Annotated in this window: 21 protein-coding genes; 14 read left to right on the top strand and 7 right to left on the bottom strand. The window is 29.0% G+C overall.

The window, feature by feature from the left end:
* Nucleotides 1-44: 44 nt before the first annotated feature.
* The gene (locus M2325_RS04405) at nt 45-893 is read right to left on the bottom strand and encodes a PhoU domain-containing protein (protein WP_209590900.1); all 849 of its coding nucleotides are present in this window, start codon (nt 891-893) and stop codon (nt 45-47) included.
* Between the two features lie 343 nt (nt 894-1,236).
* Between M2325_RS04405 and M2325_RS04400 the strand changes: the two genes are divergently transcribed.
* The 3 genes from M2325_RS04400 (at nt 1,237) to M2325_RS04390 (ending at nt 5,275) form a co-directional block, all read left to right on the top strand.
* A complete protein-coding gene (locus M2325_RS04400; RefSeq protein WP_259051535.1) occupies nt 1,237-2,892 on the top strand; it encodes a 2-isopropylmalate synthase in 1,656 nt (551 codons plus the stop codon).
* A 224-nt stretch (nt 2,893-3,116) separates the two neighbouring features.
* On the top strand, nt 3,117-4,496 hold the full coding sequence (gene spcS, locus M2325_RS04395; protein WP_259051522.1) for an O-phosphoseryl-tRNA(Sec) selenium transferase: 1,380 nt from the start codon (nt 3,117-3,119) through the stop codon (nt 4,494-4,496).
* Nucleotides 4,497-4,588: 92 nt separating this feature from the next.
* Nucleotides 4,589-5,275, top strand: coding sequence for a hypothetical protein (locus M2325_RS04390; protein WP_209590897.1), 687 nt, complete (start codon nt 4,589-4,591; stop codon nt 5,273-5,275).
* 68 nt (nt 5,276-5,343) lie between these two features.
* On the opposite strand, the gene M2325_RS04385 is transcribed toward M2325_RS04390, so the two are convergent.
* The gene (locus M2325_RS04385; protein ID WP_259051519.1) at nt 5,344-7,611 is read right to left on the bottom strand and encodes a tetratricopeptide repeat protein; all 2,268 of its coding nucleotides are present in this window, start codon (nt 7,609-7,611) and stop codon (nt 5,344-5,346) included.
* 399 nt (nt 7,612-8,010) lie between these two features.
* On the opposite strand from M2325_RS04385, the gene M2325_RS04380 reads away from it, so the two are divergent.
* The gene (locus M2325_RS04380; protein ID WP_209590895.1) at nt 8,011-9,195 is read left to right on the top strand and encodes a redox-regulated ATPase YchF; all 1,185 of its coding nucleotides are present in this window, start codon (nt 8,011-8,013) and stop codon (nt 9,193-9,195) included.
* Between the two features lie 225 nt (nt 9,196-9,420).
* Entirely contained in the window at nt 9,421-10,314 is an 894-nt protein-coding gene (gene moaA / locus M2325_RS04375) for a GTP 3',8-cyclase MoaA (protein ID WP_209590894.1), read from the top strand.
* A 109-nt stretch (nt 10,315-10,423) separates the two neighbouring features.
* Here the strand turns inward: moaA and glgP are convergent, their stop codons facing one another.
* The 3 genes from glgP to M2325_RS04360 all read right to left on the bottom strand — a co-directional run bounded on the left by glgP (nt 10,424) and on the right by M2325_RS04360 (nt 13,956).
* Entirely contained in the window at nt 10,424-12,040 is a 1,617-nt protein-coding gene (glgP, locus tag M2325_RS04370) for an alpha-glucan family phosphorylase (protein ID WP_209590893.1), read from the bottom strand.
* 286 nt (nt 12,041-12,326) lie between these two features.
* The gene (locus tag M2325_RS04365; protein ID WP_259051516.1) at nt 12,327-12,656 is read right to left on the bottom strand and encodes a PspC domain-containing protein; all 330 of its coding nucleotides are present in this window, start codon (nt 12,654-12,656) and stop codon (nt 12,327-12,329) included.
* Nucleotides 12,657-12,870: 214 nt separating this feature from the next.
* Complete coding sequence (locus M2325_RS04360) at nt 12,871-13,956, bottom strand: formate--phosphoribosylaminoimidazolecarboxamide ligase (RefSeq protein ID WP_209590892.1); 1,086 nt, start codon at nt 13,954-13,956, stop codon at nt 12,871-12,873.
* A 341-nt stretch (nt 13,957-14,297) separates the two neighbouring features.
* Between M2325_RS04360 and rnhB the strand changes: the two genes are divergently transcribed.
* The 4 genes from rnhB (at nt 14,298) to M2325_RS04340 (ending at nt 17,726) form a co-directional block, all read left to right on the top strand.
* Complete coding sequence (gene rnhB / locus M2325_RS04355; protein ID WP_209590891.1) at nt 14,298-15,080, top strand: ribonuclease HII; 783 nt, start codon at nt 14,298-14,300, stop codon at nt 15,078-15,080.
* Between the two features lie 194 nt (nt 15,081-15,274).
* Complete coding sequence (locus M2325_RS04350; protein ID WP_259051513.1) at nt 15,275-16,309, top strand: tRNA (adenine-N1)-methyltransferase; 1,035 nt, start codon at nt 15,275-15,277, stop codon at nt 16,307-16,309.
* 227 nt (nt 16,310-16,536) lie between these two features.
* A complete protein-coding gene (locus M2325_RS04345; protein ID WP_209631780.1) occupies nt 16,537-17,019 on the top strand; it encodes a hypothetical protein in 483 nt (160 codons plus the stop codon).
* Nucleotides 17,020-17,204: 185 nt separating this feature from the next.
* Nucleotides 17,205-17,726, top strand: a complete 522-nt coding sequence (locus tag M2325_RS04340; protein ID WP_209590889.1) for a hypothetical protein — start codon at nt 17,205-17,207, stop codon at nt 17,724-17,726.
* A 134-nt stretch (nt 17,727-17,860) separates the two neighbouring features.
* On the opposite strand, the gene gatE is transcribed toward M2325_RS04340, so the two are convergent.
* Together gatE and gatD are read right to left on the bottom strand one after the other, a co-directional pair.
* Nucleotides 17,861-19,795, bottom strand: a complete 1,935-nt coding sequence (gatE, locus tag M2325_RS04335) for a Glu-tRNA(Gln) amidotransferase subunit GatE (RefSeq protein ID WP_259051510.1) — start codon at nt 19,793-19,795, stop codon at nt 17,861-17,863.
* 120 nt (nt 19,796-19,915) lie between these two features.
* On the bottom strand, nt 19,916-21,262 hold the full coding sequence (gatD, locus tag M2325_RS04330) for a Glu-tRNA(Gln) amidotransferase subunit GatD (protein WP_259051495.1): 1,347 nt from the start codon (nt 21,260-21,262) through the stop codon (nt 19,916-19,918).
* Nucleotides 21,263-21,611: 349 nt separating this feature from the next.
* On the opposite strand from gatD, the gene M2325_RS04325 reads away from it, so the two are divergent.
* The 5 genes from M2325_RS04325 to M2325_RS04300 all read left to right on the top strand — a co-directional run bounded on the left by M2325_RS04325 (nt 21,612) and on the right by M2325_RS04300 (nt 26,398).
* Entirely contained in the window at nt 21,612-21,821 is a 210-nt protein-coding gene (locus tag M2325_RS04325; RefSeq protein WP_209590886.1) for an LSm family protein, read from the top strand.
* Nucleotides 21,822-22,290: 469 nt separating this feature from the next.
* Entirely contained in the window at nt 22,291-22,479 is a 189-nt protein-coding gene (locus M2325_RS04320) for a 50S ribosomal protein L37e (protein ID WP_013179660.1), read from the top strand.
* 468 nt (nt 22,480-22,947) lie between these two features.
* A complete protein-coding gene (locus M2325_RS08270) occupies nt 22,948-24,849 on the top strand; it encodes a thiamine pyrophosphate-dependent enzyme (RefSeq protein ID WP_374759671.1) in 1,902 nt (633 codons plus the stop codon).
* A 125-nt stretch (nt 24,850-24,974) separates the two neighbouring features.
* Nucleotides 24,975-25,484: an acetolactate synthase small subunit gene (gene ilvN, locus M2325_RS04305; RefSeq protein WP_209590884.1), complete on the top strand. Its 510-nt coding sequence runs from the start codon at nt 24,975-24,977 to the stop codon at nt 25,482-25,484.
* Nucleotides 25,485-25,726: 242 nt separating this feature from the next.
* A complete protein-coding gene (locus M2325_RS04300; RefSeq protein ID WP_209631784.1) occupies nt 25,727-26,398 on the top strand; it encodes a class III signal peptide-containing protein in 672 nt (223 codons plus the stop codon).
* Nucleotides 26,399-26,551 lie beyond the last annotated feature (153 nt).

Raw genomic sequence — 26,551 nt, 5'->3', positions numbered from 1 at the left:
AAAATAAAAACTAAAATTAATAATAATAATAATAATAATAATAATTATCCATTTCTAACGTTTTCCGGAATTTTAGTACTAGATGGGATGTTATAGTGTAATTCCCTACTTAATTCATAAATTTTAATACTTCTATCGCCAAATCTTTCTACATCTTTTAAAAACATTCCAAATTCAATATATTTTAATATATTGCTAATTTCGGGGGTTTGGTTACTTATTTTATCTAATACTTTGTCAATAATTCTATGTAATTTCTTTTCTTGCTCGTAAATATCCATGTTTACTTCTCTATCAATCACCATTTGCATAGCAATAGGAAACATTTTAGTCATGGTTTTTTGTAATTCGTGGATATCTGGTTTAATGTTCTCATTAATAACTAGTCCATCAACTATTTCTTCAGCAATATTGGATAAATAATCTCCACACCTTTCAATATTTGAAGCTATGGACGTTATAAGTAAAATTTGTTCATTTGTCAAGTATTTTGAGTATTTCATCTTTATTACTAAGTTTAATTCATCTTCCATTCGATTTAACATGTAGTCCATAACTATAATTGATTTTGCTTCTTCTATATCGTTAGTATTAAGCGCATTTATTATTTTAGCGTTATGTTCCATTACGCAATTACCCATTTCGTGCAATGAGTTAATTATTTGTCCAAAAAACTTTTCTTCTTCGATATATTTTCCATAATCTTGTAATTTATCAATATTTAATACGTACGGGTGTTTTACCACTTTATCATCTATAAGGGGTTTTAAAAGTTTTGCAACGTATCTTCTACTGACGTCTAATTTTTCAGCGATTTCGTCCTGAGTTTCAGGTTCATCTTCAATTATTGTATTTAATATCGCGTGTAGTGTTGCATCTTTTCCTCTCATCATATTATCACAACAAATAAAATAATTACGCCAAAATAACAATTTCTGAACATATAATTATTTAGTTTACTTTATAAATTTAAGTGTTATATTGATTTATCGATGTATCAATTATTATTAACTATTTGGTTTTAAATTACTATTTAATTGTATATATTTAACTAAATACCTATATTTAAAATTAATTCATAAATAATGAATATAATTATAATCGTTATAAATATATTACTATATCGAACAAAGTATTTATCATTACCACAATGTTAAACATATAAACAAATATATAACATAAGTAAAAAAGTAATGATTTAATGTAAATAATAAATTACGATATCTCGTGAGATGTATGAAAAACAACGGACTAAAAAAGAATAATAGAAATAAAAACATAAGAAATTTAGAAATTTTTGACACTACACTAAGGGACGGGGAACAAACTCCGGAAATATCATTTCCAATAAATGCTAAATTAGAAATAGCTAGTAAATTAGACGAATTAGGCGTAGATGTAATAGAAGCAGGGTTTCCAATATCTTCAAACGGTGAATTTGAAGCCGTTAAGAAAATAAAACAATTAAATTTAAACGCAAAAATTTGTGGGCTTTCAAGGTGTCAAAAAGGAGACATTGACACCGTTATAGATTGCGATTTAGATAATATACATTTATTTATTGCAACATCCAAATTACATCGAGAATATAAATTAAAAAAATCAAAAGAGCAAATATTACAAATAGTTTCCGATTCAATAACTTATGCAAAGGAACACGGTTTAAATGTGGAGTTTTCGGCAGAAGATGCCACAAGGACAGAGCTTGACTATTTAACCGAAGTATATACTGAAGCAATATCTTCGAAAACAGATTATATTGATATTCCAGATACTGTGGGTATTTTAACCCCTAAAAAAATGGAATATTTAATAAAAAACTTAACTAATAAGTTAAATAATAATTTAACTAATAATTTAACTAATAATTTAAGTAATACTATAAGTAATAATCCAAATAATAAGAATAATAACAACTTAAAAATGCCAAATTTATCCGTACATTGCCATAATGACTTTGGATTAGCAGTGGCTAACTCATTGACAGCTTTTGAACAAGGAGTATCTCAAGTACACTGTACTATTAATGGAATAGGTGAAAGAGCAGGTAATACAGACCTTGCAGAGCTTGTTTCAAGTTTAAAGTTCTTATATGACGATGAAGACGAACAAATGACTATACGTACCAATATAAAAACTGAGCTGTTGTATGATATCTCAAAATTAGTTTCTCATTATTCTAACATATCAATAGCCCCAAATAAACCATTAGTTGGAAGAAATGCCTTTGCACATGAAAGTGGAATACATACTCACGGCGTAATTGAAAATGCACTTACATATGAACCAATTGACCCGAAAAAGGTTGGAAATAAACGAAGATTAGTTTTAGGAAAACACGCAGGTACGCACTCTATAAAGTTAAAACTTGAGGAAATGGGTTTGATTGTGGGTGAAAATCTATCTAACGAACAGTTTGAAGAAATAGTTATTAAAATAAAGGCACTTGGGGATAAGGGAAAATTAGTTCTTGATGCTGATTTAAGGGCAATTATAAAAGATGTTACATCTAAAGTACTTAAATCTAAACGTGTGGTAAATTTAGAGCAACTAGCAGTTGTAACTGGTATAAATGTAATCCCTACAGCAAGTGTGGCAGTTAATATTGCAGGTAAGCGATATAAATCTTCACAAATGGGGGTTGGGCCAGTTGACGCTTCTTTAAAAGCTCTAGAGTCAGTTGTCGGCGAGACTGTAAAGGCAAAACTTATCGAGTACACTATAAATGCAGCTACCGGCGGTAGTGACGCTATTGCGGATGTAACCGTGAAATTGGAAAATAACAAAAAGATAGTAACTGCAAAATCTACTAGTGAAGATGTGGTTCACGCCTCTGTAGAAGCCGTAATTGAAGGTATTAATCGATTACTAGATGAAAGTACTATCGATTAATTATTAAGTAGAAAAGTATTATCAAAATATAATTTATTTCCCTCTTTCATTTTTAAATATTTATGTTAGTTTTGGTTCATATTTTTAAATTTAGAATAATTAAATAGCTATTTTTATATAATCATAATTTAATAAATACTCGTAAAATAAAAAAGTAAAAAAGTAAAAAAGTAAAAAATTAAAAATAAAAAAAATAAATAACGATATGCCAAAAATGTGAAAAAATGCTTGATATCAATATTAAAGGAACTATACCTAAAAATATGGAAGAACGGGGCTTAAACATCTTATCCGATAATCTCGGAGAAATAGAAAACATATTAAATCAGCGAAAAATGCCTAAAAAAGGTTTAAGTGACGAAAAAATAGAGTTACTTTTAAATTTCTTGGCAAACATGGACACAGATAAAGACCCAAAAGCTATACGTGTTGGTGAAAGAGAGGCTCGAATTTCATCAGAAATACATAAGAAACTATCGTCTAATTTTTGTCATGGCATCGGTAGGAGTGGAAATCTAGTAGACCCACAGCCTAAAGCACCCGGGGCAAGTGCTATGTACGCATTAACAAATAAAATACTAGAAAGCTTTTTAAAAAACTTAAATGTAAATGTTAATGCTTTAGCAACGCCTGTATCGACGGGAATGTCAATTGCATTATGTTTAAGTGCCTTAAAGCGTGGATTTTTAGTTGAAAATTCAAAAATGGATAAGGATACTAAAATTACTACAAAGCAGTATTCTAAATACGACGGTGCAAATGTGGTAATTTACCCTTACGCGTCTCATAAAAGTCCTATAAAGTCTACTTCTTTCGTAGGAATGAGAATGAGGTTTGTAGAGACCAAATTAAGTGATAAAGATGATTGCGTAGAAATACCTGTCGAAGATATAATATCAGCAACTGAAAAAGAGCTAAAAGATGGTAAAAATCCCGTAATTTTAAGTACCTTAACATTTTTCCCACCTCGTAGAAGTGACGATGTGGAAGAAATTTCCAAGTACTGTCTGGAAAATAACATTCCTCATATTATAAATGGGGCGTATGCTATACAAAACCACAAATACCTCGATAAACTTAAAAAAGCCTTAAAGTATCGAGTTGATGCCATTGTAAGCTCCACAGATAAAAATTTAATGACTCCAATCGGTGGAGGAATTATCTATTCAAAAGATAAAAATTTCTTAAAAGAAGTTTCTTTAACCTATCCGGGTAGAGCTTCCGCAACTCCTATCGTAAACACGTTTGTATCACTTTTATCAATGGGTATGGATAAATATACATATTTAATGAAAGAACAAGTTAAGAACAAAAATTTGTTGGATGAATTATTAGTTGATTTAGCAAATAAAACTGAAAATAAAAAATTAGATGTTGATAGTCCTATAGCTTCTTGTATAACTACAAAAAAAGACCCTATCGACGTTTCCGCAAAATTATATAATCTTAGGGTTACCGGTCCAAGAGGTATAAAAACCACAGACCATTTTGGAAACTGCTACATGCAAGATTACAAGTATAATTACGTAGTTATGAATGCTTCAATCGGCGTTAAAGAAACTGACGTTATTAATGCCGTAAATAAATTAAGTAAGGTTATTTAATAATTAAAATAAAAATAAAACTAAATAAAACTAAATAATAAAAATATAATAAAAATATAATAAAATAATAAAAATTAAAAGGAAGATTTTAGATGTTAGCAATTACAAAGATGTATCAAGAACTTATGGATTTAATCGGGGTAGATGACGATGATTATGAGTTAATAAACCCCTATAAAAAAGATAGTGACTTAAAACACGTTTCAGATTACTATGATTATATCATAATATCGAAAGGTTACACGAAAAGAGTTTCAAATAATACCGGTGCAAACCCAGATAAAATTGTAGAAGTAAGTGCGGTCACAATAGGCAGTTTGATAAACACATTAAACGATTTAAAGCAACTAAAAATCGGAAATTGTCAGAAGATAGATGAAAGTGTTAATCAACTAAGTGAAATGAATACGCAAATCCATTCTGATAACGAAATTAAGGAATTAGTCGATAATTTTAATTCAAAAAATATTATTATAACGAATACGTCTTTTATTCAAAAGATATTAGATGACTTAGGTTTAAACAATTGTAAAGTTAATTTAGAAATGATTGATGAAATTTGCAGAGCAGGTTGTTTAATAAATTTGGGGAGTAACACAATGGATGATTTACAAAAATTAGTGATTGTTCCAGATTATGATTTAGATAAAATAGATGATTTAAATTTAAAAGATAAATTTGACAGTAATTTATGTATTTTAAAAACGCACGATTATGATTTAGAACTAATAGAAAGAATCGAAAACAGATACAACCAAATTTTAGAATTTATAAAATAAGAACTAATTTTAAATTTTTAAATTAATTCTTATCTTTTATTCTTTTTATTCGTTTTTTACTTATTTACTTATTTACTTTCTTTTTTGACTTCGTCAGATTCAAGGTGTGCCATCTTTTTTAAAGATTTTACAAATTTTTTCAATTGTAAAGCTTCTTTAATTTCTCCGTTTTTCCTAAAATATTTTGAAAGCTTTTTAATTTCGCTAATTGCTTGTTCATATTCGTTGTTTGAAGCATGCATCATGCTTAAATTATACCTTGCTTCCCAGTAATCAGGGTTTAATTCTAAAGCTTTATTGTATTGTACTTCTGCTTCTTCGTATCTACCCATATGACCTAAGATTGTAGCTAAATTATTATGTGCTTTCATATATTGAGGGTCCACCTCTAATGCCTGTCTGTATTCGTGTTCTGCTTCTTCAAGGTTGCCTAAATTGTCCAAAAGGCAACCTAAATTATTATGTGCTTCTGCAACATTTGAGTGCATCGTTATTGCCTTCCTATAATTTTTTTCAGCGTTTTTATAGTCTCCAGACGAGTAATATTCATTTGCTTTTGTTAAAAGCTTTTGATATTCTTTTTCGTTATCTGAATCGTTTTTTATATATTGATTTTTATATTGGTAATTATCATAATCATTTAAATGATTTTGACTTGTTATGTGGTCCTTCTCCTTTATATTCTTTTTGCTAACAATACTATTTTCTGAAATATCCTCGTCATAGCATTTTTTATTAAATTGTTCTTTTTTATCATACTCAATATATTTTATTCGTTCAGGTTGCTGTTTTTCTATTACAGATGACTCTTCATCTTCTTTTTTAGGGAATATTTCTTCCATTAGCCCTTCAAGGTAGTGTTCAACCATGGATTTGTCGTGGATATTTTCGTCATCGATACTTTTCTTTAGTTCGTCAATTATCCTCGTATCTTTTAAATCTTTTAAATCTTTTAAATCTTTTAAATCTTTCTTACTTCCACCGAGTTCTGAAGGTTTCATATCTTCGGATTCTTCCATACGATTGTAAGATTCTATACTTTCAAAAGGTTTTAAAGAGTGTAATGGGGTTATTTTTGTTTTATGCCATAATTCTTTTGAAGTTACTTCTTCAGTTTGCTCTGTATCTTCATAGGAGTTTATTACAATATCGCTTTCATCGTCTAGAGCTTTTTCAGTTCGTATTATTTCTTTTTCAGGAATTCCTTCATTCATATCTATTTTTTGTTCGTGAATTTCAATTTTTACTTCTGGTTTTACCTTAGGCCAATTTTCTTTTTTAACTGCACTACCTGATAATTTATAACTTTCTAATTCTTCAGTTGCTTCATCTTCAGTTTTAACTTTATTTAATTCAATTTTATTTAATCCAATTTCTAAATCATCTTTTTTCTCATTTATGTTTTGAGCTTGATGTTCTTGAAGTGAGTCTTCTTTTAGCTCAGATAATGGAGGAATTTCAAATTTCAAATTGCCTTCCAAAGTTTCAAATTTATGTAAAACTTCTTCTTCTTTTAATTTTTCTTTTATTGAATGAACCATATCATCAAGATTATCTGTTTCATTATTTTCCTTAGTTTCAATATTATTTGCTTCTAAAATTATTTCTTCATTACATCCCTTATTTTCGTTATTTTCTTTATCTTCAATAGCAACGTGTTCAGCGCAATATTTACTTTCATATTTTTTACGTAATTCGTATTTTTTAATCAAATCCTGGTTATTTTTGGCATTACCATACTCGGGACACAATTCTAAAATTGATTCATATTCATTTGACGCATCTTCCAAAAAATTTAAAAATACATATAAATTTGCAAGATTGAATTTTGAATCACATAATTTATTAATTGATATTTCCATATTTTCCTTAATTCCAGTAATAGCATAATTTACACTATCGGTTAGTTCATAAGAGTCTTTAAATCCATTATATACAAATTTATTTTTATCAATCTTATTTTCATCATTTTCTAAATCTGAAAATATTTCAAGATTTAAATCATCTAATACGTACACCATAAGGTGTTTTTCTAATTCTATAGATTTTTTGCACAGTCTTATTAATTTATTAAACTTTAAATTGTTACCATTACCTATGGCGTTGATAGCACTAGTTTTATAGTCATCAGACGTATTTTTATAGTCATCAGTTAATAAAGCTATCACATAACAGCTATTAATAAATTCTTTTTTTATTTCAATTTCATTTAATTTTGAAATATCGTATGATGTGCACACTCTTTGGAATCCTTTTTCCAAACTTTTTTTAAGATATTCTGAATATTTTTTTCCACTTTTTTCATTATATATAATAACTGCATCATCAAAATCCATAGAATCCCTCAATATGGTTAACATTATGTTGTAAACTTGTTATCGATACTATTAATTACTTAGATTAGTATAAATTGTACATTAATTCTATATAATTCTATATAATTCTGTATAATTTTTGTGTTATTTAATGTATTTATACATTAGGAAATGAATTTATATTTTATAGCTTATCATTTTATCTTTTTGAATTTTTTTTGAATTTTATTCCAAAATATTAAACTAAAATGTATATATTTAAATAGGTTAATCGCTAATTTATTAAATTAATATGTATTTTATAAGTAATATATAACTAAATTAAATAAAACTAATACAATATTACTATTACGTAAATATTACTATTACGTAAATATTATTAGTTATATAAAATATTATTAAAAAAATAAACGTGATAAAATGGCAATATTAGGACTGGTAGGAAAACCAAACGTTGGTAAATCCACAACATTCAACGCTTTAACCGAAAACACTGCAGACATTGGTAATTATCCATTTACAACAATAAACCCAAACATTGGTACATCATATGTTACAAAAGCGTGCGCTTGTACTGATTTAAAAGTAACTTGTAATCCAAACAACTCAAAATGTGAAGACGGGATAAGATACGTGCCTGTAGAAATAATAGACGTTGCAGGATTGGTTCCAGAAGCTCACAAAGGAAAAGGAATGGGTAACAAATTTTTAGACGATTTAAGGCAGGCTGACGCATTCATATTGGTTGTAGACGCAAGTGGAAAAACAGATTTAGAAGGAAACCCTGCCGAAAACCACAACCCTATCGAAGATGTTAAATTTTTGTTAAATGAGCTTGATATGTGGATTTATAATATATTGTCTAAAAACTGGGATAAATTATCAAGAAAAGCACAACAGGAAAGAAAACCTGCAAGAATAATTGCAGAACAGCTTAGCGGTTTAAACATCTCTGAAAATCAGGTTTTAGCTGCAATAAGACCGTTAGACGAAAGTCCTATAAAATGGACTGACGAAGATATGATAAAATTATCCACAACACTTAGAAAGATTTCAAAACCTATGATAATTTCTGCAAATAAGGCAGACCATCCCGATGCTGAAGCAAATATCGAAAAATTAAAAGAAGAATTTAAAGACTTCCTTGTAATACCAACATCTGCAGAGATAGAATTAGCACTTAACAAGGTATCAAAAGCTAATTTAGTTACCTATGATGGTAAAACAGTTATCATAAACGAAGAAGCAACAAAAGGCTTAAATGAAGCACAGAAAAACGCATTACTTTATATGAAAAATTACGCTGATAAATACGGCGGTACCGGAGTTCAAGATTTAATAAATAGGGCATATTTTGAACTTTTAGATATGATTGTAGTTTACCCTGTAGAGGATGAAAATAAATATTGTGATAAAAAAGGAAATGTACTTCCAGACGCACACTTAGTTAAGAAAGGAACAACTGCTAAAGAATTAGCGTACAAAATACATACTGATATCGGAGATAAATTTATTTATGCAGTTGACGCAAAGAAAAAAATTAGAATAGGTGCAGACCAAGAATTGAAAGACGGAGACGTTATAAAAATCGTTTCAGCAGCCTAAAACTAATAATTTAATAAATTATACCTTAATAGCTTAATAATTAATAAATTATACTCTAAAAATCTAATAAATTAATAATCTAATAAATTAATTTACTTAATTTTTTAGGTTATTACTATTTTTCAATTCATATTATAAAATTTTAAATAGTTAAGTTAATATACTGATAAAGATTACTATTTTATATCAAAGATTAATTAGTTTTAATTACCCCACGTGATTATTATGCATGACAAGTATGGAAGAGCCATAAAATCTTTTAGAATATCAGTAACCCCAGAATGTAACTTAAAATGTTTCTACTGCCACAGAGAAGGTCATGGGTGTGGAAAGGATACTTTGATGAAACCCGATGAACTTGGAAAGATTGTTCACTCTGCTTTAGATTTCGGAGTTAAAAAAATAAAGATTTCTGGAGGCGAGCCACTTTTAAGAACCGATATCGTAGAAATAGTTGAAAATATTGTTCACGAACAAATAATTGATATTTCAATGACTACAAATGGTATATTGTTAGAAAAATATGCCGAAGGTCTAAAAAAAGCTGGTTTAGATAGAGTTAACGTAAGCCTTGATACTTTAGACCCAGAACAGTATAAGGAAATAACTGGCGGAAACGTAGATAAGGTTTTGAAAGGGATTGAAAAAGCCATCGAAGTAGGTTTGACGCCATTAAAAGTTAATTATCTTGCAATGAAATGTAATTTAGACCAATTACCAAAGATAATGGATTATTGTTCAAAAGTGGGTGCAATCCTACAAGTAATTGAATTTATTCCAATGGAAGAAGAATTAAAAGAACAACACGTAGATGTAAATAAAATTGAAGAAGAAATTTCAAAAGATGCTGTAGACGTTGTCACAAGGAAATTTATGCAAAATAGAAAGAAATATGTTCTTAAAAATGGTTTAGAAGTTGAATTTGTTAAACCTATGGACAATACCGAATTTTGCGGTCATTGTACAAGAATTAGATTAACTTATGACGGACAACTAAAAGCATGTCTTTTAAGAGACGATAACTTAGTAGATGTTTTAACTCCAATCAGAAACGGAGAAAAAGATATTAAAAAGTATTTTGTAGAATGTATTGATAACAGAGAACCATTCTGTAAATAATTAAAAACTTAATTTCTTTTAAATTATTATTTACTATTATTTAGTATTTATTTTACTATTATTTAGTATTTATTTTACTATTATTTAGTATTTATTTTATTATTAATTATTATTTGTCATTATCTATAATTTCGTATTTTTTATCGACTGCGTTATAAACTCTTTTGGAGTATTCTTTAAGCATTCTATCTGCGTTAAAGAAATCCACAGAAGTTAAAATGTTATCTTGAACCAATTTCCACCATTTATCGGTATCGTACATATCTATTACTTTCCAAATTAATTTATACATATCATCGGCTTCATAATCTTCATTGAGGTTTTCTCCATCGCCTATTGTAAAGCTAAGGTCGGGATATTCGTTGAACCATTCAACATGCCAACCGTCAAGTGTACTCATATGTATAGAACCATTCATTGAAGCAGTCATTCCGGAAGTACCCGAAGCTTCATTTGGTCTTTTGGGCGTATTTAACCAAATATCGGAACCCAATTTTAAAAGCTTGCTAAGATGCAATTCGTAACCTGTCAAAACGGCAGTGTTTTTAATTTCACGAGACTTTGAAATTATCCAATTAAATGTTACTTGTGCGTTAAAATCTGCAGGGTGTGGTTTTCCCGCCCATATAAGCTGTAATTTATCAGAATTTATAAGTTCTCTAAGTTTTTCCTCATCATGTAGTGGGAAATACGGTCTTTTGTATTCTGCAAAACGTCTTGCCCAAACTACGGTAAGTTTTTCCTCATCAAATAATCGTCCGCACTGGTCAGCAACTACTTGATATAGTTGTTTTTTAAGGTGTAATTTTCTTTTACGTAGATTTTCAAGGTCTCCTTCTTCAGCGCACCGTTTAAGTTCCACATCTTGCCAAGAATTAACATCTTGAGCATTTGTAACATATGTTATTTCACATCTTTTAGGGACCCAATTCCACATTTCCTCGGTGGTTTGCTGATGTAATTTTGAAACTGCATTTGCTTTTTTAGACATTTTTAAAGCAGCAACTGTCAGATTAAAAGGATTTCCACCAAAGTTCTCAGCTGTTTTTAAATCCGTACTACCAAAGAATCCCATATTGTTTAATATGTTAATATCTTGTATTTCATTTCCTGCAGGTATCGGGGTATGGGTGGTAAATACAAGGTGATTTTTTACATAGTCCAATCCTTTATCTTCCATCATTCTAAAAGCCAAGGGAATAGCTTGAGCCTCATTTAAATGGTAAACGTCTATATTTTCACATTTTTTAAGTACTTCGTATCCTGCTATACCTAATACCATTTCCTGAGCAATATGTGTAAGATTATTGCTATCATATAGGTTGTATGATATTGTACGTGAAAGATAATCGTTTTCTGGAATATCCGTGGTTAAATAATAAATTGGACGAGTGCTAAATATTCCTGCAGGTAGTAAATAGGCTTTTACCCATAGTTTAGACCTATTAATTTCTAGGGGTACTTTTACATCAATATCTACCAAATAGTCGTGGAATTTACGTGTTTTACCAATAACCATACGACCTTCAATATCTCGCATTTGGTCGTAGTAGCCGTAACTCCAAAGAATTGATACTCCAACCATCGGATAATTTGCTCTATTAGCTGCTTTAAATAACGAGCCAGCCAAAAATCCCAAACCTCCGGCATAAGTTTTTAAAGCCTGGTCGATTGCAAATTCCATGCTAAAATATGCTATTTTTGAAGTTTCCTCTTTTTTATTCATTCCTACACCCGTCCATCCCTACTTGCAACATGTGGTTATTTTTATATGACCCATACATGAATTTTTATAAATTAATCAGTTAATTTACATCTATATATTTTTTTGTTTTTAATCATATTTTAAATATAGGTATTTGTAACGCTCAATATTATGAAAACCAAAATCTAAATATTAAAAAATCAAAAATAAAATAAAAAAACTAATAAAAATTAATAAAAAATAAAAAGAATAATAAAAAGAATAAATATAGTAGTAAAAAAAAGCAATAATAAAAATAAAGAAAAATTTAATTGTTTTTATTTTCTTCGTTTTCAGTATTTTCCGTATTTTCTTCGTTTTCATCTTTTTTAGGCTCAAAAGATGTAGTTATTGGCTCATTTTTGAATTTGTATTCGTTCTTAAATTTAGATTCATTTTTAGGTATTATTATAGCTAAAACGATGTACGTTACAATTCCTAATATAAAGCCTGTGAATACAGTTAATGCTACGTACAAAATACGTACAAGTGTTGGGTCAACGTTGAAATACTCTCCGATTCCTCCGCAAACACCCTCTAACATTTTATCGTCAACAGACCTGTATAATTTTTTCACATCTTTTTTGTATTCCTGCATAATTTCACCCTCGTATAAATTTATTTATTTTTTAGATTATTTTAAATTAGTTTAGATTCTTTGTAAATTTTTGTAAATTTTTTACTTGTATATGTAAATAAAGTAAAATTTGATAGATAGTATCAATCTATATTTAAAATTAAAAATTATAAGAAATGAATTTAAGATAAATATTTACTTAATATAATATTTGGTATACTATTTAGTATACTATTTAGTATAATATTTTGTCTTCCATTCCTAATTCAAGAGCCATTTTAATTTCTTTTGCAATTCTTTGACCCATACTTAAGTTTTCACCATGGTAGAGGAATGAATAAGGGCTTCCATTCATAAATGTATTTGTACCGCCGTCAATTCTTGCGCTCATTTCAAATACAACGAGTTCAAGGTTTTCATTACATAATGATTGCAAGCAGAATGGACCTATCATACCGGGGTTAACCAAGTCTTTGGCTTTATCTACTAATTTATCGCCCATTTCAAATACTTGTGGCAATAAACTTTCTCTAATTACGATAGGGAAGTTACCTGTAATAACATATGAGGGGTTTAATTCGATTTCCATCTGGTCTTTTGCAGGAATTCTAACAAATCCATCGATATTACTTTCGTATCTTCTGTCCATACCCATTAATTCAACTCTGTTATATAATGGGGAGTAAAAATAGTGTATACAGTAGTTTGTACCCACAACATATTCCTCAATATGTGCATTTGGTACATCGCTTTCTTCTAAAACACCCTTTTTGATAAAGTCCGCTACTTTTGCGTCAAACTCTTCTTTTGAGGAACATACGAAGTAACCTCTACCTCCTCTCGCACCAGGGAATTTTACCATTGAAGGACCGTTGATATCTTCAGGTTTTGCCAATTTTTTAGGTAATCTTAAGCCACTTTCGCCTAATATCTTACCTTCCAAATCTCTTTCAGCTTCCCACCTTAATATCTTTCTGTTACCAAACATAGGAACTTTAAATGAACTTTCAACATTGTCTAATCCACAATATGCGATAAATGAGCCATGTGGCACAATAATTGCGTTCATGTCTCTTAGTTGCTGTTGAATATCATCATTGGAGATGTCTGAAAATTTGTCAACGTATATGAATTTGTCAGCTACGCCAAATCTTTTGTAGGGTACATCTCTATCTTTTGTAGTTATAACCGCGGTTGAAAAGCCTTCTAACTTAGCACCTTTTAAAATGTGTAATGAAGTGTGACTACCAACGGTTACGATTGTTATCTCATCTTTGTTGTATTTACTAAATATGTCAAGTATTTCTTCTTTCTGTATCATTCTACCACCATAAGCAAGAATTTAATTTATAACTCTTACTCTAAAATATGATATTTAGTTAGAATATTTAAAGAATTTATTTGTTTACTTATTTACTTATTTACTTATTTATTTACTTATTTATTTTAAATATATACACATTTGCACATCTAAACATATTTATTAAATTTTACTAATGTACTATTATATTTATTCATTATAGTATTTACTCGTTCAAATTTATATATATTGTTACTATATACCTATAATACAAATAAAATGCTAATCAATTATAATAGAAAACTAAATAATAAAATAATAAAGAATAAAAAAGAAAATAAAATTATAACCAAAGTGAAAAAGTGCTAAAAAACGATATAGATGAAACACCTGTAACGCCTAAAGTAATAGGATTAGATGAAGCCGGAAGAGGTCCAGTAGTAGGGCCAATGGTAATAGCGGGCGTACTATTGGAATTAAACAATAAAGAAAAAACTAAAACATTTTACGATTTAGATTTGAAAGATAGTAAAAAGCTTTCTAAGAAAAAGCGAGAAAGTCTCTACGAAGAAATACAAAAACTTGCAAAAGTAGATAAGGTAGTAGTCACTGCAAAGGAAATTGACGACCAAATGAAAATAATTAATTTAAATAAAATAGAATTGAATGGATTTTCAAGTATAATCAATAAATTTTACAAGGATGAATACGGATTAGATGAAAATAGGCGAAATAATGGCTTTTTAACATATATCGATGCTTGTAGTAGTAACGAAACATCTTTTTCAAACCAATTGAAAGCAAAATTAATCAATAAAAACATAGATTTGATAGCAGAACATAAAGCAGACGATAATTATAAAATAGTCTCTGCAGCTTCAATAATTGCTAAAGTAACTAGGGATAATATCATAGATTCTTACAATGAGAAGTATAATACAATGGGTTATACAATAGGCAGTGGTTACCCAAGCGACCCAAAAACCAAGAAGTTTTTAAAACAGTATTTAGAAGATAACAAAGAATTGCCCGATATAGTTAGATTTAGTTGGAATACAACTAAAAAACTCTTAAAAGAGTATGATTCGGAAAATGGAAATATTGATTTGAAATGTGAAAATTTATTAAAATGGGTAAAGAATTAAAGTAAGTTAGAATAAGTAAAATAAGTAAAATAGGTAATATAAACTCCATAAAAATAAAATTTATATTTGATAATTGTAAATCTATAAAAATTAGAAGGACATATTATTCATAAATTTATTACAATAACTTATTACAATAATTTATTACAATAATTTATTACAATATTATTATCCTATAATATAATGGTGAAATAGTGACCAATGAAGAATTGACCAATAAAACGGAAGAAACACAAGAAACACAAGATATTAAAACTAACGAAAATACTGAATCCGTAGAAAAGAAAGAAGAAAATAACGTAGAAATGGAAGAAAAAAAGAAAGAAAAAAAGGAAGTAAAACCAACTTGGAAATACTATACGTATGATGGTTCTACAAAGACTAAAAAATTAGTTATTGACAAAAGGGGTAAAAAATACCTAATTGCAAAAGAAAACAAGGAATTTGGAAACGATTTAGGTGTAGCAAATTTAACGGATGTTAGCGAAGGTAACGTGTTACCGACCCATAAAGGTGACGAATTTTATTTAGTTGAGCCTACAGCTTTTGACATCATCAAAAAGATGAAAAGAAGCGTTACAACATTATTACCTAAAGATATAGGTCTTATAATTGCATACTGTGGTATTGAAAACGGTGAAACCGTTATTGAGGCAGGAACTGGTTCAGCAGGTTTAACAATGTACTTATCACAAGCAGTCGGTAAGGAAGGAAAAGTAGTTACTTACGAAAAAAGACCAGAATTTGCAAAGATTGCAAGAAAAAACCTTGAAATTATGGGTTCTGTAAAATTAAACCAACCAATAATTGGTGTAGATGAAGAACCAGTTGAAACAGAGCCAATTGTAAACGAAGTAGCTGAAAGCAAAAAAGTTTATAATGTAATTCAGAAAATAGGCGATATAACAGAAGGTATTGAAGAACAAGACGTTGACGTAATTGTTTTAGATATGCCAGACCCTTGGAATGTAGTTCCACACGCAAAACAAGCTTTAAACAAGGCAAAAGGTAGAATTGCGGTTTATGTTCCATACATAGAGCAATCAAAAAAAGCTGTAGAAGCTTTAAAAGAAAATAATTTCTTAGATATTATTACAATCGAATGTATCTTAAGAGAAATGGATATTTCAGAAAAAGGCGTTAGACCATCAACAAGAATGATAGGACACACAGGATATTTGACTTTTGCAAGAGTTTGCCCTGAAAAATTACCTTTAAATGAAGAATAATTAATAAATAACTAAATAAATATTTATAGCTCATAATCATGACTTCTAAAATATCTTTCTTTTTTTAGATTTTTAATTTAATCCCAATTGTAATTTTTAATTTATTTTTAAGCCATTAAAAAAATAAATTTAGGAATTACTTAATTCAAATAAACATGTTTAAATCATATATTGAAATATATTAAGATATGTAATTAAATGTATAATTAAATGGCTCGAGGTTTTTTATGGATTTTTCAAAAAACAAATTATACATATTATTGGGACTAATTGCAATAGTTTTGATAGCTATTGGTGGTATTATCACACTATCTGCCGGTTATTTTACCATATCTTCAGTTGCCACCTCTTCAGACGATGTGCAAGTAATAACTCATTACACCGATTCCCAAATTAAAGAAAAAGCTTTAGATGTGGATTATAATGATTTAATAGACTATAACGAACAATATGTTGGTAAAATAATTCATTACAAAGGTCAAATTATTAAAATTAACGAAAGCACAGGATATATTTATTTAACCTTGGCTACTAAAAAAAGTTCTGAAAATTATTATAATGGCAATAACATAAATGCATGGTACAAAGGCGATAAACTAGCTAACGGTACTATAATAAATGTTTATGGAAATTACAGTGGCTTAAAATGGGCAGGCGAAGATTCAGAAAATGAAACTATACCTTCAATACATGCATTGTTAATTGAATAATAGTAAAAGAATAATAAAAGAATAATAAAAGAATAATAAAAGAATAATAAAAGAATAATAAAATAATCATACTTTTTTTTATTTTATAAAATAATTTTTTAATTTAATTACTATAACTAAACACTATTAATATAAGTATATTTAGATATATTATTAATACATAACAAATGGCAGAGGTTTTTTTTATGAGTTTGCCAAAAAACAAATTATATACATTGTTAGGAATTATAGCAGTGATTTTAATAGCTATTGGCGCAATTACTATATTTTCTATAGGTTATCTTACCCCATCCCCAGTTACCATCTCTTCAGAGGATGGTGAGGTAGTAAAACAAATAAATGGCTCTCAAATTAATGAGGAAGCTTTAGATGTAGATATAGATGTAAATTATAATGATTTAATAGACCATAACGAACAATATGTTGGTAAAATGATTCATTATAATGGTCAAATTATTGAAGTTGACGAAACAGATGGGCGGTCATATTTAATAATGGCTACAAAAAAAATTTCTGAAGATTATTACGAGGGCAATAACGTAAAGGTTAAATATTTAGGCACTGGCTTAATTCAAGGTTCTATAATAGACGTTTCTGGAGAATATCGTGGTTTAACATGGGTAGAAGAAGGTTCTGAAAATGAATCCATACCTTTAATTAATGCAAAAATGATTGAAGATAAATATAAAATAATAATGTGTAGATAATCTATTAAAGTAGAATATATTACAATAGTAAATTAATAAAAATAAGAATAAAATAATAAAATAATAAAATAAAAATCATACTTTTTTAATTTTAAAAATAAATAGTAAAAATAAAAATAATTTAATTAAGTAAATTATTTATTAACAATACTTTTTAATTCATCTTGTAATGTTTTATTAATCAATTTTCCGTCTGCTTTTCCACGTAAGTTTGCCATACATCTACCCATCAATAAACCCATGGCACCCATGCCTTTTTCATTAACAACAGCAATGTTTTGCTTAATAATACTTTTTATCTCTTTTACAACGTCTTCTTCAGACATTGCACTAAGTCCTTTAATTTCAAGTATTTTATCAACATTTGCATAGGGATTTTCAACAAATCCTTTCAATACATCAACAATTGCTTCTTTTGAAACTTTACCGTTTTCAATACATTCAAATAATTGTTCAAAGTGTTCTTCTTTAAGTAATTCAATGTTAAAGCCTTCTCTTCTAATTTCTTTAACTGTAGCTTCAATTGTTGTAGCAATTAAGGTCGGTTTAACTTTAAATGTTTTCGCAAGCTCTTCAAATAAATCCACGTGGTAAGACATAACCATTTGTTTTGCTAAATCGTTGTTTAAGTCATATTCTTTTATAAATCTTTCCAATTTTTCTTTTGGCATCTCTGGGAGATTATTTCTAATGTTTTCAACGAATTCATCGCTAATTGGGATGTTTGGAATATCTGTTTCAGGATACATCCTTGCAGCACCTGGTAAAGGTCTTAAATATGACGTATTACCATCTTCTAAAGCTTTTCTTGTTTCTTCTGGAATTCCTATTGTTATGGCCTCGTATGCTCTATCTAACACAGCACCTAAAGCTCTAACAGCTTTAGATTCCCTATCTGCCACAATAATAACAGCGTCTTTTGTTTCGGCATTTGCACCCATAAATTCTTTAAGTGCGTCAACTTCTTCTTGCGTAATTCCGTATTTTGGCAATTCATCAGTATGGAATAATCCTCCAACGCCTCCGATTACTTTTCCACGGTCAGAGAATTCAGTTCCTAATCTTCTGTTTGGTTGAACTTCTTTACCGATTAAACCATCAAATCCTTTGAGTAAAATTGCTTTAACTACACCTTTTTTCTTTAAAGCACTTTTAATTACTTTTGATTCAGTATTTTTAAATAATTCGGTAACATCTACGATATTTTGAGTACCTGTTTTTACTTCCGCATTTCTTTCAATTAACTCTTTTTTAATTTCGTTTAACTTAATTTGTCTTATTGCTTCGTTTTTAATAATTTGCTCGATTAAATCAAGATTTTGAACCCCTTTAACTTCAATACGTGCACCTTCTTTAATAGAAATGTTTACGTCCTGCCTAATGGTTCCTAATCCCCTTTTAGCTTTTCCTGTAGCCCTTAAGATTGTACCAATTCTTCTTGCAGCTTCTTTTCCCATTTCGGGGGTTGTAATGTCAGGTTCGGTGGTGATTTCCAATAAAGGAATTCCCAATCTATCAACGCAGTAAATTACTTTGTCTTTTTCATCCCTTACTTTTTTACAAGCGTCTTCTTCTAAGCATAAACTTGTGATTCTAACATCGCCATAATCTGTTTCTATGTTACCATCTTGCGATATAAACATAGTTCTTTGAAATCCAGATGTATTTGAACCATCAATAACCATTTTACGCATAACTTGAACTTCGTCAACTACGTGCATGTCCATAAGCTCTGAAACTTCAACTGCTGTGTAAACTCCCTCTTCACAAGGTCCTTGAGGCGGTTCGTCATCTAATTCTACAAGACAGTTTGTATCGTTATAGTACTGATAAACATAGTTTTTCTCTTTTTTAGACTCAATAAGGGCTGCTTTATCAATCTGACCCATTTCACTTTGAGAAGGTCTTAAAACTCTTTCAATTTCCCCGTGAGGTTCATCATCTCTAATTTTTGTAGGGCAATTACAAAATAATTTCCTACTCGTGTTTAGTTGTTGGTGTATCTCTAAACCAACTTTTAAACCCAATTCTTTATAGTCTAAATTTAAATTCAAATCAGAATTTGACATAATATCACCAATAATCAAATAAATAATTAAATGAAGTTATTTTATAAGTTTATTTTATAAGGTTATTCCATAATATTTTTACTTTTTATCTTATTTTATTTACATTATGATACATCATATTTAATTTAAATCAATTACACTAAATTCGGTTATTTCTCCCGCAATATTTTTTCCCATTAAGTCCTTAGCTTCTTTAAACTCGTAATTTGCCAATAAATACATCATTTTTACAAGTGCAGTTTCAGCGTTCATATCTTCACAGCTAATTACGCCCATTTTTTGCAATTCTACACCGTTTGAGTAAACGTTCATGTTTACCCTTCCATTAATGGTTTGTGTCGTCATAGCAACCAATAATCCTTTGCTTATGGCGTATTTAATGCCCTCAAATAAAGTTTCTGGAGCGTGTCCTAATCCAGTACCTTCTAAAACGATTCCTTTGTAGCCTTTATCTGCATAATATTTCAAAATATCTGAATTGATACCTGGATAAATTTTTAAAAGTGCTACTCTTTCCTCTAATTTCGTGTTTATTTGCACATTCAAGTTTTTATCTATAATGTTTTGTTTTAATTTTCTTTCGTCTGCAAGGTATTCAATTTTATAGTCTTTTTCGTTTGTTTTTTTGTTTTTTGAAAGCATATTCATTTTAGCAACAGGTTGAGCGTTAACTGATTTAAAAGCATCCCTTCTCGAAGAATGTAATTTTCTAACTTTTACGCCTTCGTGTAAGTAACAGTATTCGTCACCGTTTTCGCCGTGCATAAGTACGTAAACACCGCTTAAACCTTCTGTAGCAAATTTAGTTGAAGCAATTAAGTTTAAAGCAGCGTCTGAAGAAGGTCTATCGCTACTTCTTTGAGCACCCACTAAAATAATAGGCACATTTGATTTAACCATAAATTGAAGAGCTGAAGCCGTGTAGTGCATAGTATCAGTACCGTGCGCAATAACAATTCCGTCTGCTCCGTTTTTTACTTCTTGTTCAATGTGTTCAGCTACTTCTTTCCAGTAGGTAGGCAACATGTTTTCACTTAATATGTTCATTACTGCCTTTCCAGAGATATTTGCTATAGTCAAAAGTTCGGGAACTGCCATAATTAAGTCGTCCGCTGTGAAAGCAGGGTGAACTGCACCGGTTTTATAGTCTACTCTAGAAGCAACAGTACCGCCAGTTGATATGATTGATATATTTTTCAATTTTTTATCTTTGTTTATCTCCAAGTCGGTTTTAACGTGCTTAGGTGTTTCTCCTTTACTTAAAAGTTTAATTTCTTCGATTTTTTCCTTTTTTATACCTGCATTGTATCCGCTACTCATTTTTATCATAATAACGTCTTCTTTTAAACAAGGCATAATGTTTCCTTTATAGGTTGTTGAAGATTTATCAGCTTCTGCTTTTGTAGTTATTTCCACCAAATCTCCAATATCTGTTTTTAAATTTTCCAAACAATTATTGTTACTCATAATTTGAACACCTATTTTATTAGTAGTATGAATTTAAATATAATTTTTAAATATAATTTTTAATAATGTTTTAATAAAGTTTTAATACAAATTACATATACAATACCTTAATATATATAATTTAATATCAAAGTTTTTATAATTGATTAACAAAGTCTATTATATATCTTTTATTTAATTAAATATCTTATCATAATAAATAAAATACTTATAAAGTCCGTATAAAATTATCTAATTTAGAATAAAGTACTCTGAATTATTTATTAAGTGCAAAGTATTATATATTAGAAAATTATATCTATTCTTTACAAAATTTAAGCAGTTAATTTTTTATTTGCGAGGTGTTAATATGATGGATACACAAAGACCATTAGACGCATTAGGAAAATCAATCAACACAAATATCACCGTATTTTTAAAAGACGGTAAAGAAATCAAAGGAAGATTAAAAGCATACGACTTACACATGAATGTTGCTTTAGAAAACGCTAAATTAGGAGAAAAAGAGTACCCTATGTTAGTTGTTAGAGGAGACAACGTTTTATACGTTTCATTATAAGTTATAGTAAGTTATAGTCTAAAACTTAGCGATTAAAAAAGAATATATGTTGTTAGTATAATTTTAACTACTAACAATAGATATTCACTTTTTATATTCATATTTGTTTAAAATTATAATTTAAAGTTTATAATTTAAAGTTATATTTAAATTTCTAATCGTGAATAATTTAATAATAGTTTAATAATAATTATGTTTTATATTTTCAATTGTATTATTATCATATTTATCGAGTCATCACAAAAAGTGCTGTAATTGGTATTTATGGTATCATCATGCTATCGAGAATTATACAATAATATATTTATACTATAAGTATATATTATGTTAAAGTACTATACGTAACAATATAAACGTAATAAACGTAATAATCTAAATAAACAAAGCTTTAAAGTTAAAAATCAATAGATTGAGCTTTTAGTTTTGAGTTTATTTTTATAATTTATTATAAGCAAACACGGTGAAAAAAATGTCCAAAGGTACCCCATCACAAGGTAAACACAACAAAGGTTCAAACCACATTATCTGCAGAAGATGTGGAAAAAGATCATACCACGTTAGGAAAAAAGTATGTGCAGCATGCGGATTCGGTAGAAGCGCAAAATTAAAAAGATTTGCATGGCAATGGAAAAAATTCAACGGAGAAAGATTAAAATAATTGAATAATAATTAATTAAATTAGTAAATTAATTAAAATTAATTATGTATTCATTATTCCTAATCAATTCTTTTTTTAAAATAGATTAGAAGATTATTTTATAGATTATTTAACTAGGTTATTTATTATCTATAACGCTTTTTTATAACATGTTATTTTAACAAAATTTAAACTATATTTTTGGCTTATTATATCTCTTAATAGTTTTATACATCTATTTTTATCAATAATTATTTATAATATTTTATTTAAGTATTTTTAAATAAGCGAATCATCAATTTTATTAATACATTTACTAATATGCCATTTTAATAACAATCATTAAGATAATATACCTCTTGAAACAAATATTGTTATCAAATTATATATTTATTCAAATCTATAAATGGTATTAAACTATACAAAAAAGTAATTACGAAATTACGAAATTACGAAAATTATAATAATTATACTATAACGGTGATTTTTGTGACTAAAGTCAATAATGTAAATGGAGCAGAGGCTTTAATAAAAGCATTGGAAGCCGAAGGAACTAAGGTAATATTTGGATATCCTGGGGGCGTTTTAGTATCTTTCTACGAATCCTTATGCGATAGTAATATGATACATATACTCACAAGACACGAGCAAGCCGCGGCACACATGGCAGATGGCTACGCTAGGGTTAGTGGAAAAGCCGGCGTTTGCATAGGCACATCAGGTCCTGGTGCAACCAACCTGGTAACTGGTGTAGCAACCGCACACATGGACTCATCACCGGTAATAGCTTTAACAGGGCAGGTTAGCTCTAATATAATAGGTGACGACGCTTTCCAAGAGATAGACTCTTTCGGCATATTTATGCCTATAACAAAGCATAATTTCCAAATACGTCAGGCTGACGATTTAGTTGACATAATGAGAAAAGCACACGAAATCGCTACAACAGGTAGGCCTGGGCCAGTACACGTGGATATGCCATCTGATATATTAACAGGAGAGCTTAGCAAGGCCGTTAAAATACCTGCGGATATAAATATCTCAAGTTATAAGCCTACAACCGTAGGGCACCCCTTGCAAATAAAAAAGACGATAGAAGCAATAATGAATTCCAAAAAGCCCCTTATATTAGCAGGCGGTGGAGTTTCAATAGCTCACGCAAGTGAGGAGCTATTGGAGTTTGCAGAATTGTTAAATATACCTGTATGCACCACATTGATGGGTAAAGGCTGTATATCTGAAAAACACGAGCTTTCAACCGGATTAACCGGTATGCACGGTACTCAGGCTTCAAATAACCTCATAGATAAGTGTGATTTACTAATTGCAGTAGGTTGCAGGTTTTCAGACAGGGTAACCGGAAAAGTTTCAGAGTTTGCACCAAATGCTAAGGTTATACATATGGACATAGACCCTGCAGAAATAGGTAAGAATATTTCTGTTGATATCCCAATCGTAGGGGATGCTAAGAGAATATTACAAGATTTAATAAAACAATTGAAAAAACAGAAAAGGAAACACGAAGAATTATTAAAATCTGAAAATACTCCTGAAAATTCAAATTTAAATAATTTTAATTCAAATCCAAATCTAAATTCTAAATTTTTGGATATATCAGAATGGTCAGTTGAAGTTAAGAAATTAAAGGAAGAATCTGAAAAAGAATTAAGTGTAACTGTTGAAGAACAACAGAATTTAGAAAAAACAGACAAAGAAAAAATAGAAAAAATAGAAAAAATACACCCGAAAGTTGCAATATATGATTTAATGGAAACAATATATGATATAGACCCAGAACTTGAAAATACATATGTTACAACAGACGTTGGTCAAAATCAAATGTGGACAGCAAGATATTTCAAATTTAAGAAAGATGCTTTAATAACTTCTGGCGGTCTCGGGACAATGGGTTTTGGATTCCCTGCAGCTTTAGGAGTTAAGTTTGCAAAGCCTAATGCAAACGTTATATCCATAAGTGGCGATGGTGGATTCTTAATGAACTCACAAGAATTAGCTACAATGGCACATTATAATATACCCGTAGTAGCAGTGATATTTAATAATAGAGCTTTGGGAATGGTTCACCAATTACAATCCGTACTTAATAACAGGCAGTCACAAATAGATTTAGGTGAAACACCGGACTTTATCCAATTAGCTCACAGTTACGGAGTCATGGCAGAAAGAGTTTCAAATTCTAAGGATTTAAAGGAAACACTTAAAAAAGCAATATTGATGAATAAACCATATGTTATAGAAGTTATGATAGATTCAGGACATGCTGTAAAGGTTGTAGCACCAGGAGCTAACTTGACGAAAATGATTGAGCCAGAAAATAAAGAACCTTGCTCAGAAAAAATATTATTCAAAGATATGGTTTCAAAATTATAAAAGAATTGAAAAATAGGAATTAAGGACTATATATTAGAATTAGAATAAGATTAAATTAGGATAAAAGTAAAATTAATTGTTATTAACACATAATTAATTTTAAATTTTAGTTTACGGTGGTAATCATGGATAAAAGGCATATTATTACGGTTTTGGTGCTCCATAAACCTAGTGTCCTACAAAGGATTTCTGGACTTTTTGCAAGAAGATGGTTTAATATTTCCAGCATAACTGTTGGCACAACGGAAAATCCAGATATTGCAAGGATGACAATTGTTGTTAAAGGCGACGATACTCATTTAGAGCAAGTTTTAAAGCAATTAAACAAGTTGGTTGAAGTTGTTAAAGTAAAAGATTTGAAACACAATAATTACGTGGAAAGAGAGTTGTGCATCGTAAAAATTCACGCACCTACTGAAAGTGGTAAATCTCAAATTACGCAATATGCAAATATTTTTAGAGGTAGTATCGTTGATTTAAGTGCTGAGACTATAACTGTAGAAATTACGGGCGACGAATCCAAAATAAACGCATTTTTAGACTTAGTAAGACCCCTAGGTATTAAAGAAGTTGCAAGAACTGGTTTAACGGCTTTAATGAGAGGTTCTAAAATTTTAAAATCTAATAAAAAATAAATAAAAATATTTTTATTATATTTATTATCTTTAATATTTTTAGTATCTTTAATCATTTTACCCTTTTTTAATTTATTTTTTACTATATTTTATTATTTTTTTATTATTTTTTCATCTATTTTAAAATTTTAAGTATATTTTTAGGTAAGATTGGTTATTAAGGTTTTATATAATATAATGGGCAATAAATATATTTAATAATTATTAGGCTATTAAATAGGCATATGATGAGGGATTTATATATGTTAAAAACCAAAAAAGGACAACTGTCAATGGAGTTAGCCATAGTAATATGTGCAGCAATTGTTGTCGGTGCTGTGGTTGGGTATTCGTCGCTATCTTTTGTAAAAGATACGGGAAATTCGATAGGTGAGGCTAGCAAATGCTTCAATGACCCTCTTTCTAATTTAAAAAATAATGAAGGTACTGAATCTTCAAGTCCTATACTTACTGTAACTAATGATACTGGAAGAGGTCAATATGCTCACGACCGTTCAAAATATCCTCCAGCATTCGGTAGGAATTTATCGTTTAAAGAATGCCCCCTTACTAAAAAAAGTAACGGTAACTACTTATTTAGATTAAGAAACGGTAGTTCAAATAAATGGGACTATAGGATTAATCCCGCTACAAATGAATTATGTATTAAAAATGGGGATTCATTTGTAAAAAAATTACCGATTGGCGACTCTTTAACTTTAAAATTAAACAGTGGCTCAATAACTGCAGATATAGACGATAAAAATGGCAAATATCATTCAATAACACCTGCCCCTAAGTCTAACAAAAGAACAAATATTATCGATACTACATCATCTAAACCTTTTGAAGTCATAATATCAAAAACAGAAGATGGATACTCGATTAGCACTAATATGGAAAGTGATACTACGGACTTTCCATATTATATATAATTAAAATAATTAAACTAATCAAAATAATTAACTTTTATTTTATATTTTTACATATTATTTACATATTATATATTATATTTTAATATTTATTTCAATTTTTTAGTATTTTTTCATTGTCATTTTGCTCTATTTTTGTATATTTTTGTATATTTT

The sequence above is a fragment of the Methanococcus voltae PS genome, assembly GCF_024807035.1.
Lineage (GTDB): Archaea > AGJL01 > Methanococci > Methanococcales > Methanococcaceae > Methanococcus > Methanococcus voltae.
Note: the sequence above shows the minus strand (reverse complement) of the source record. Positions and strands in the feature narration are given on the sequence as shown.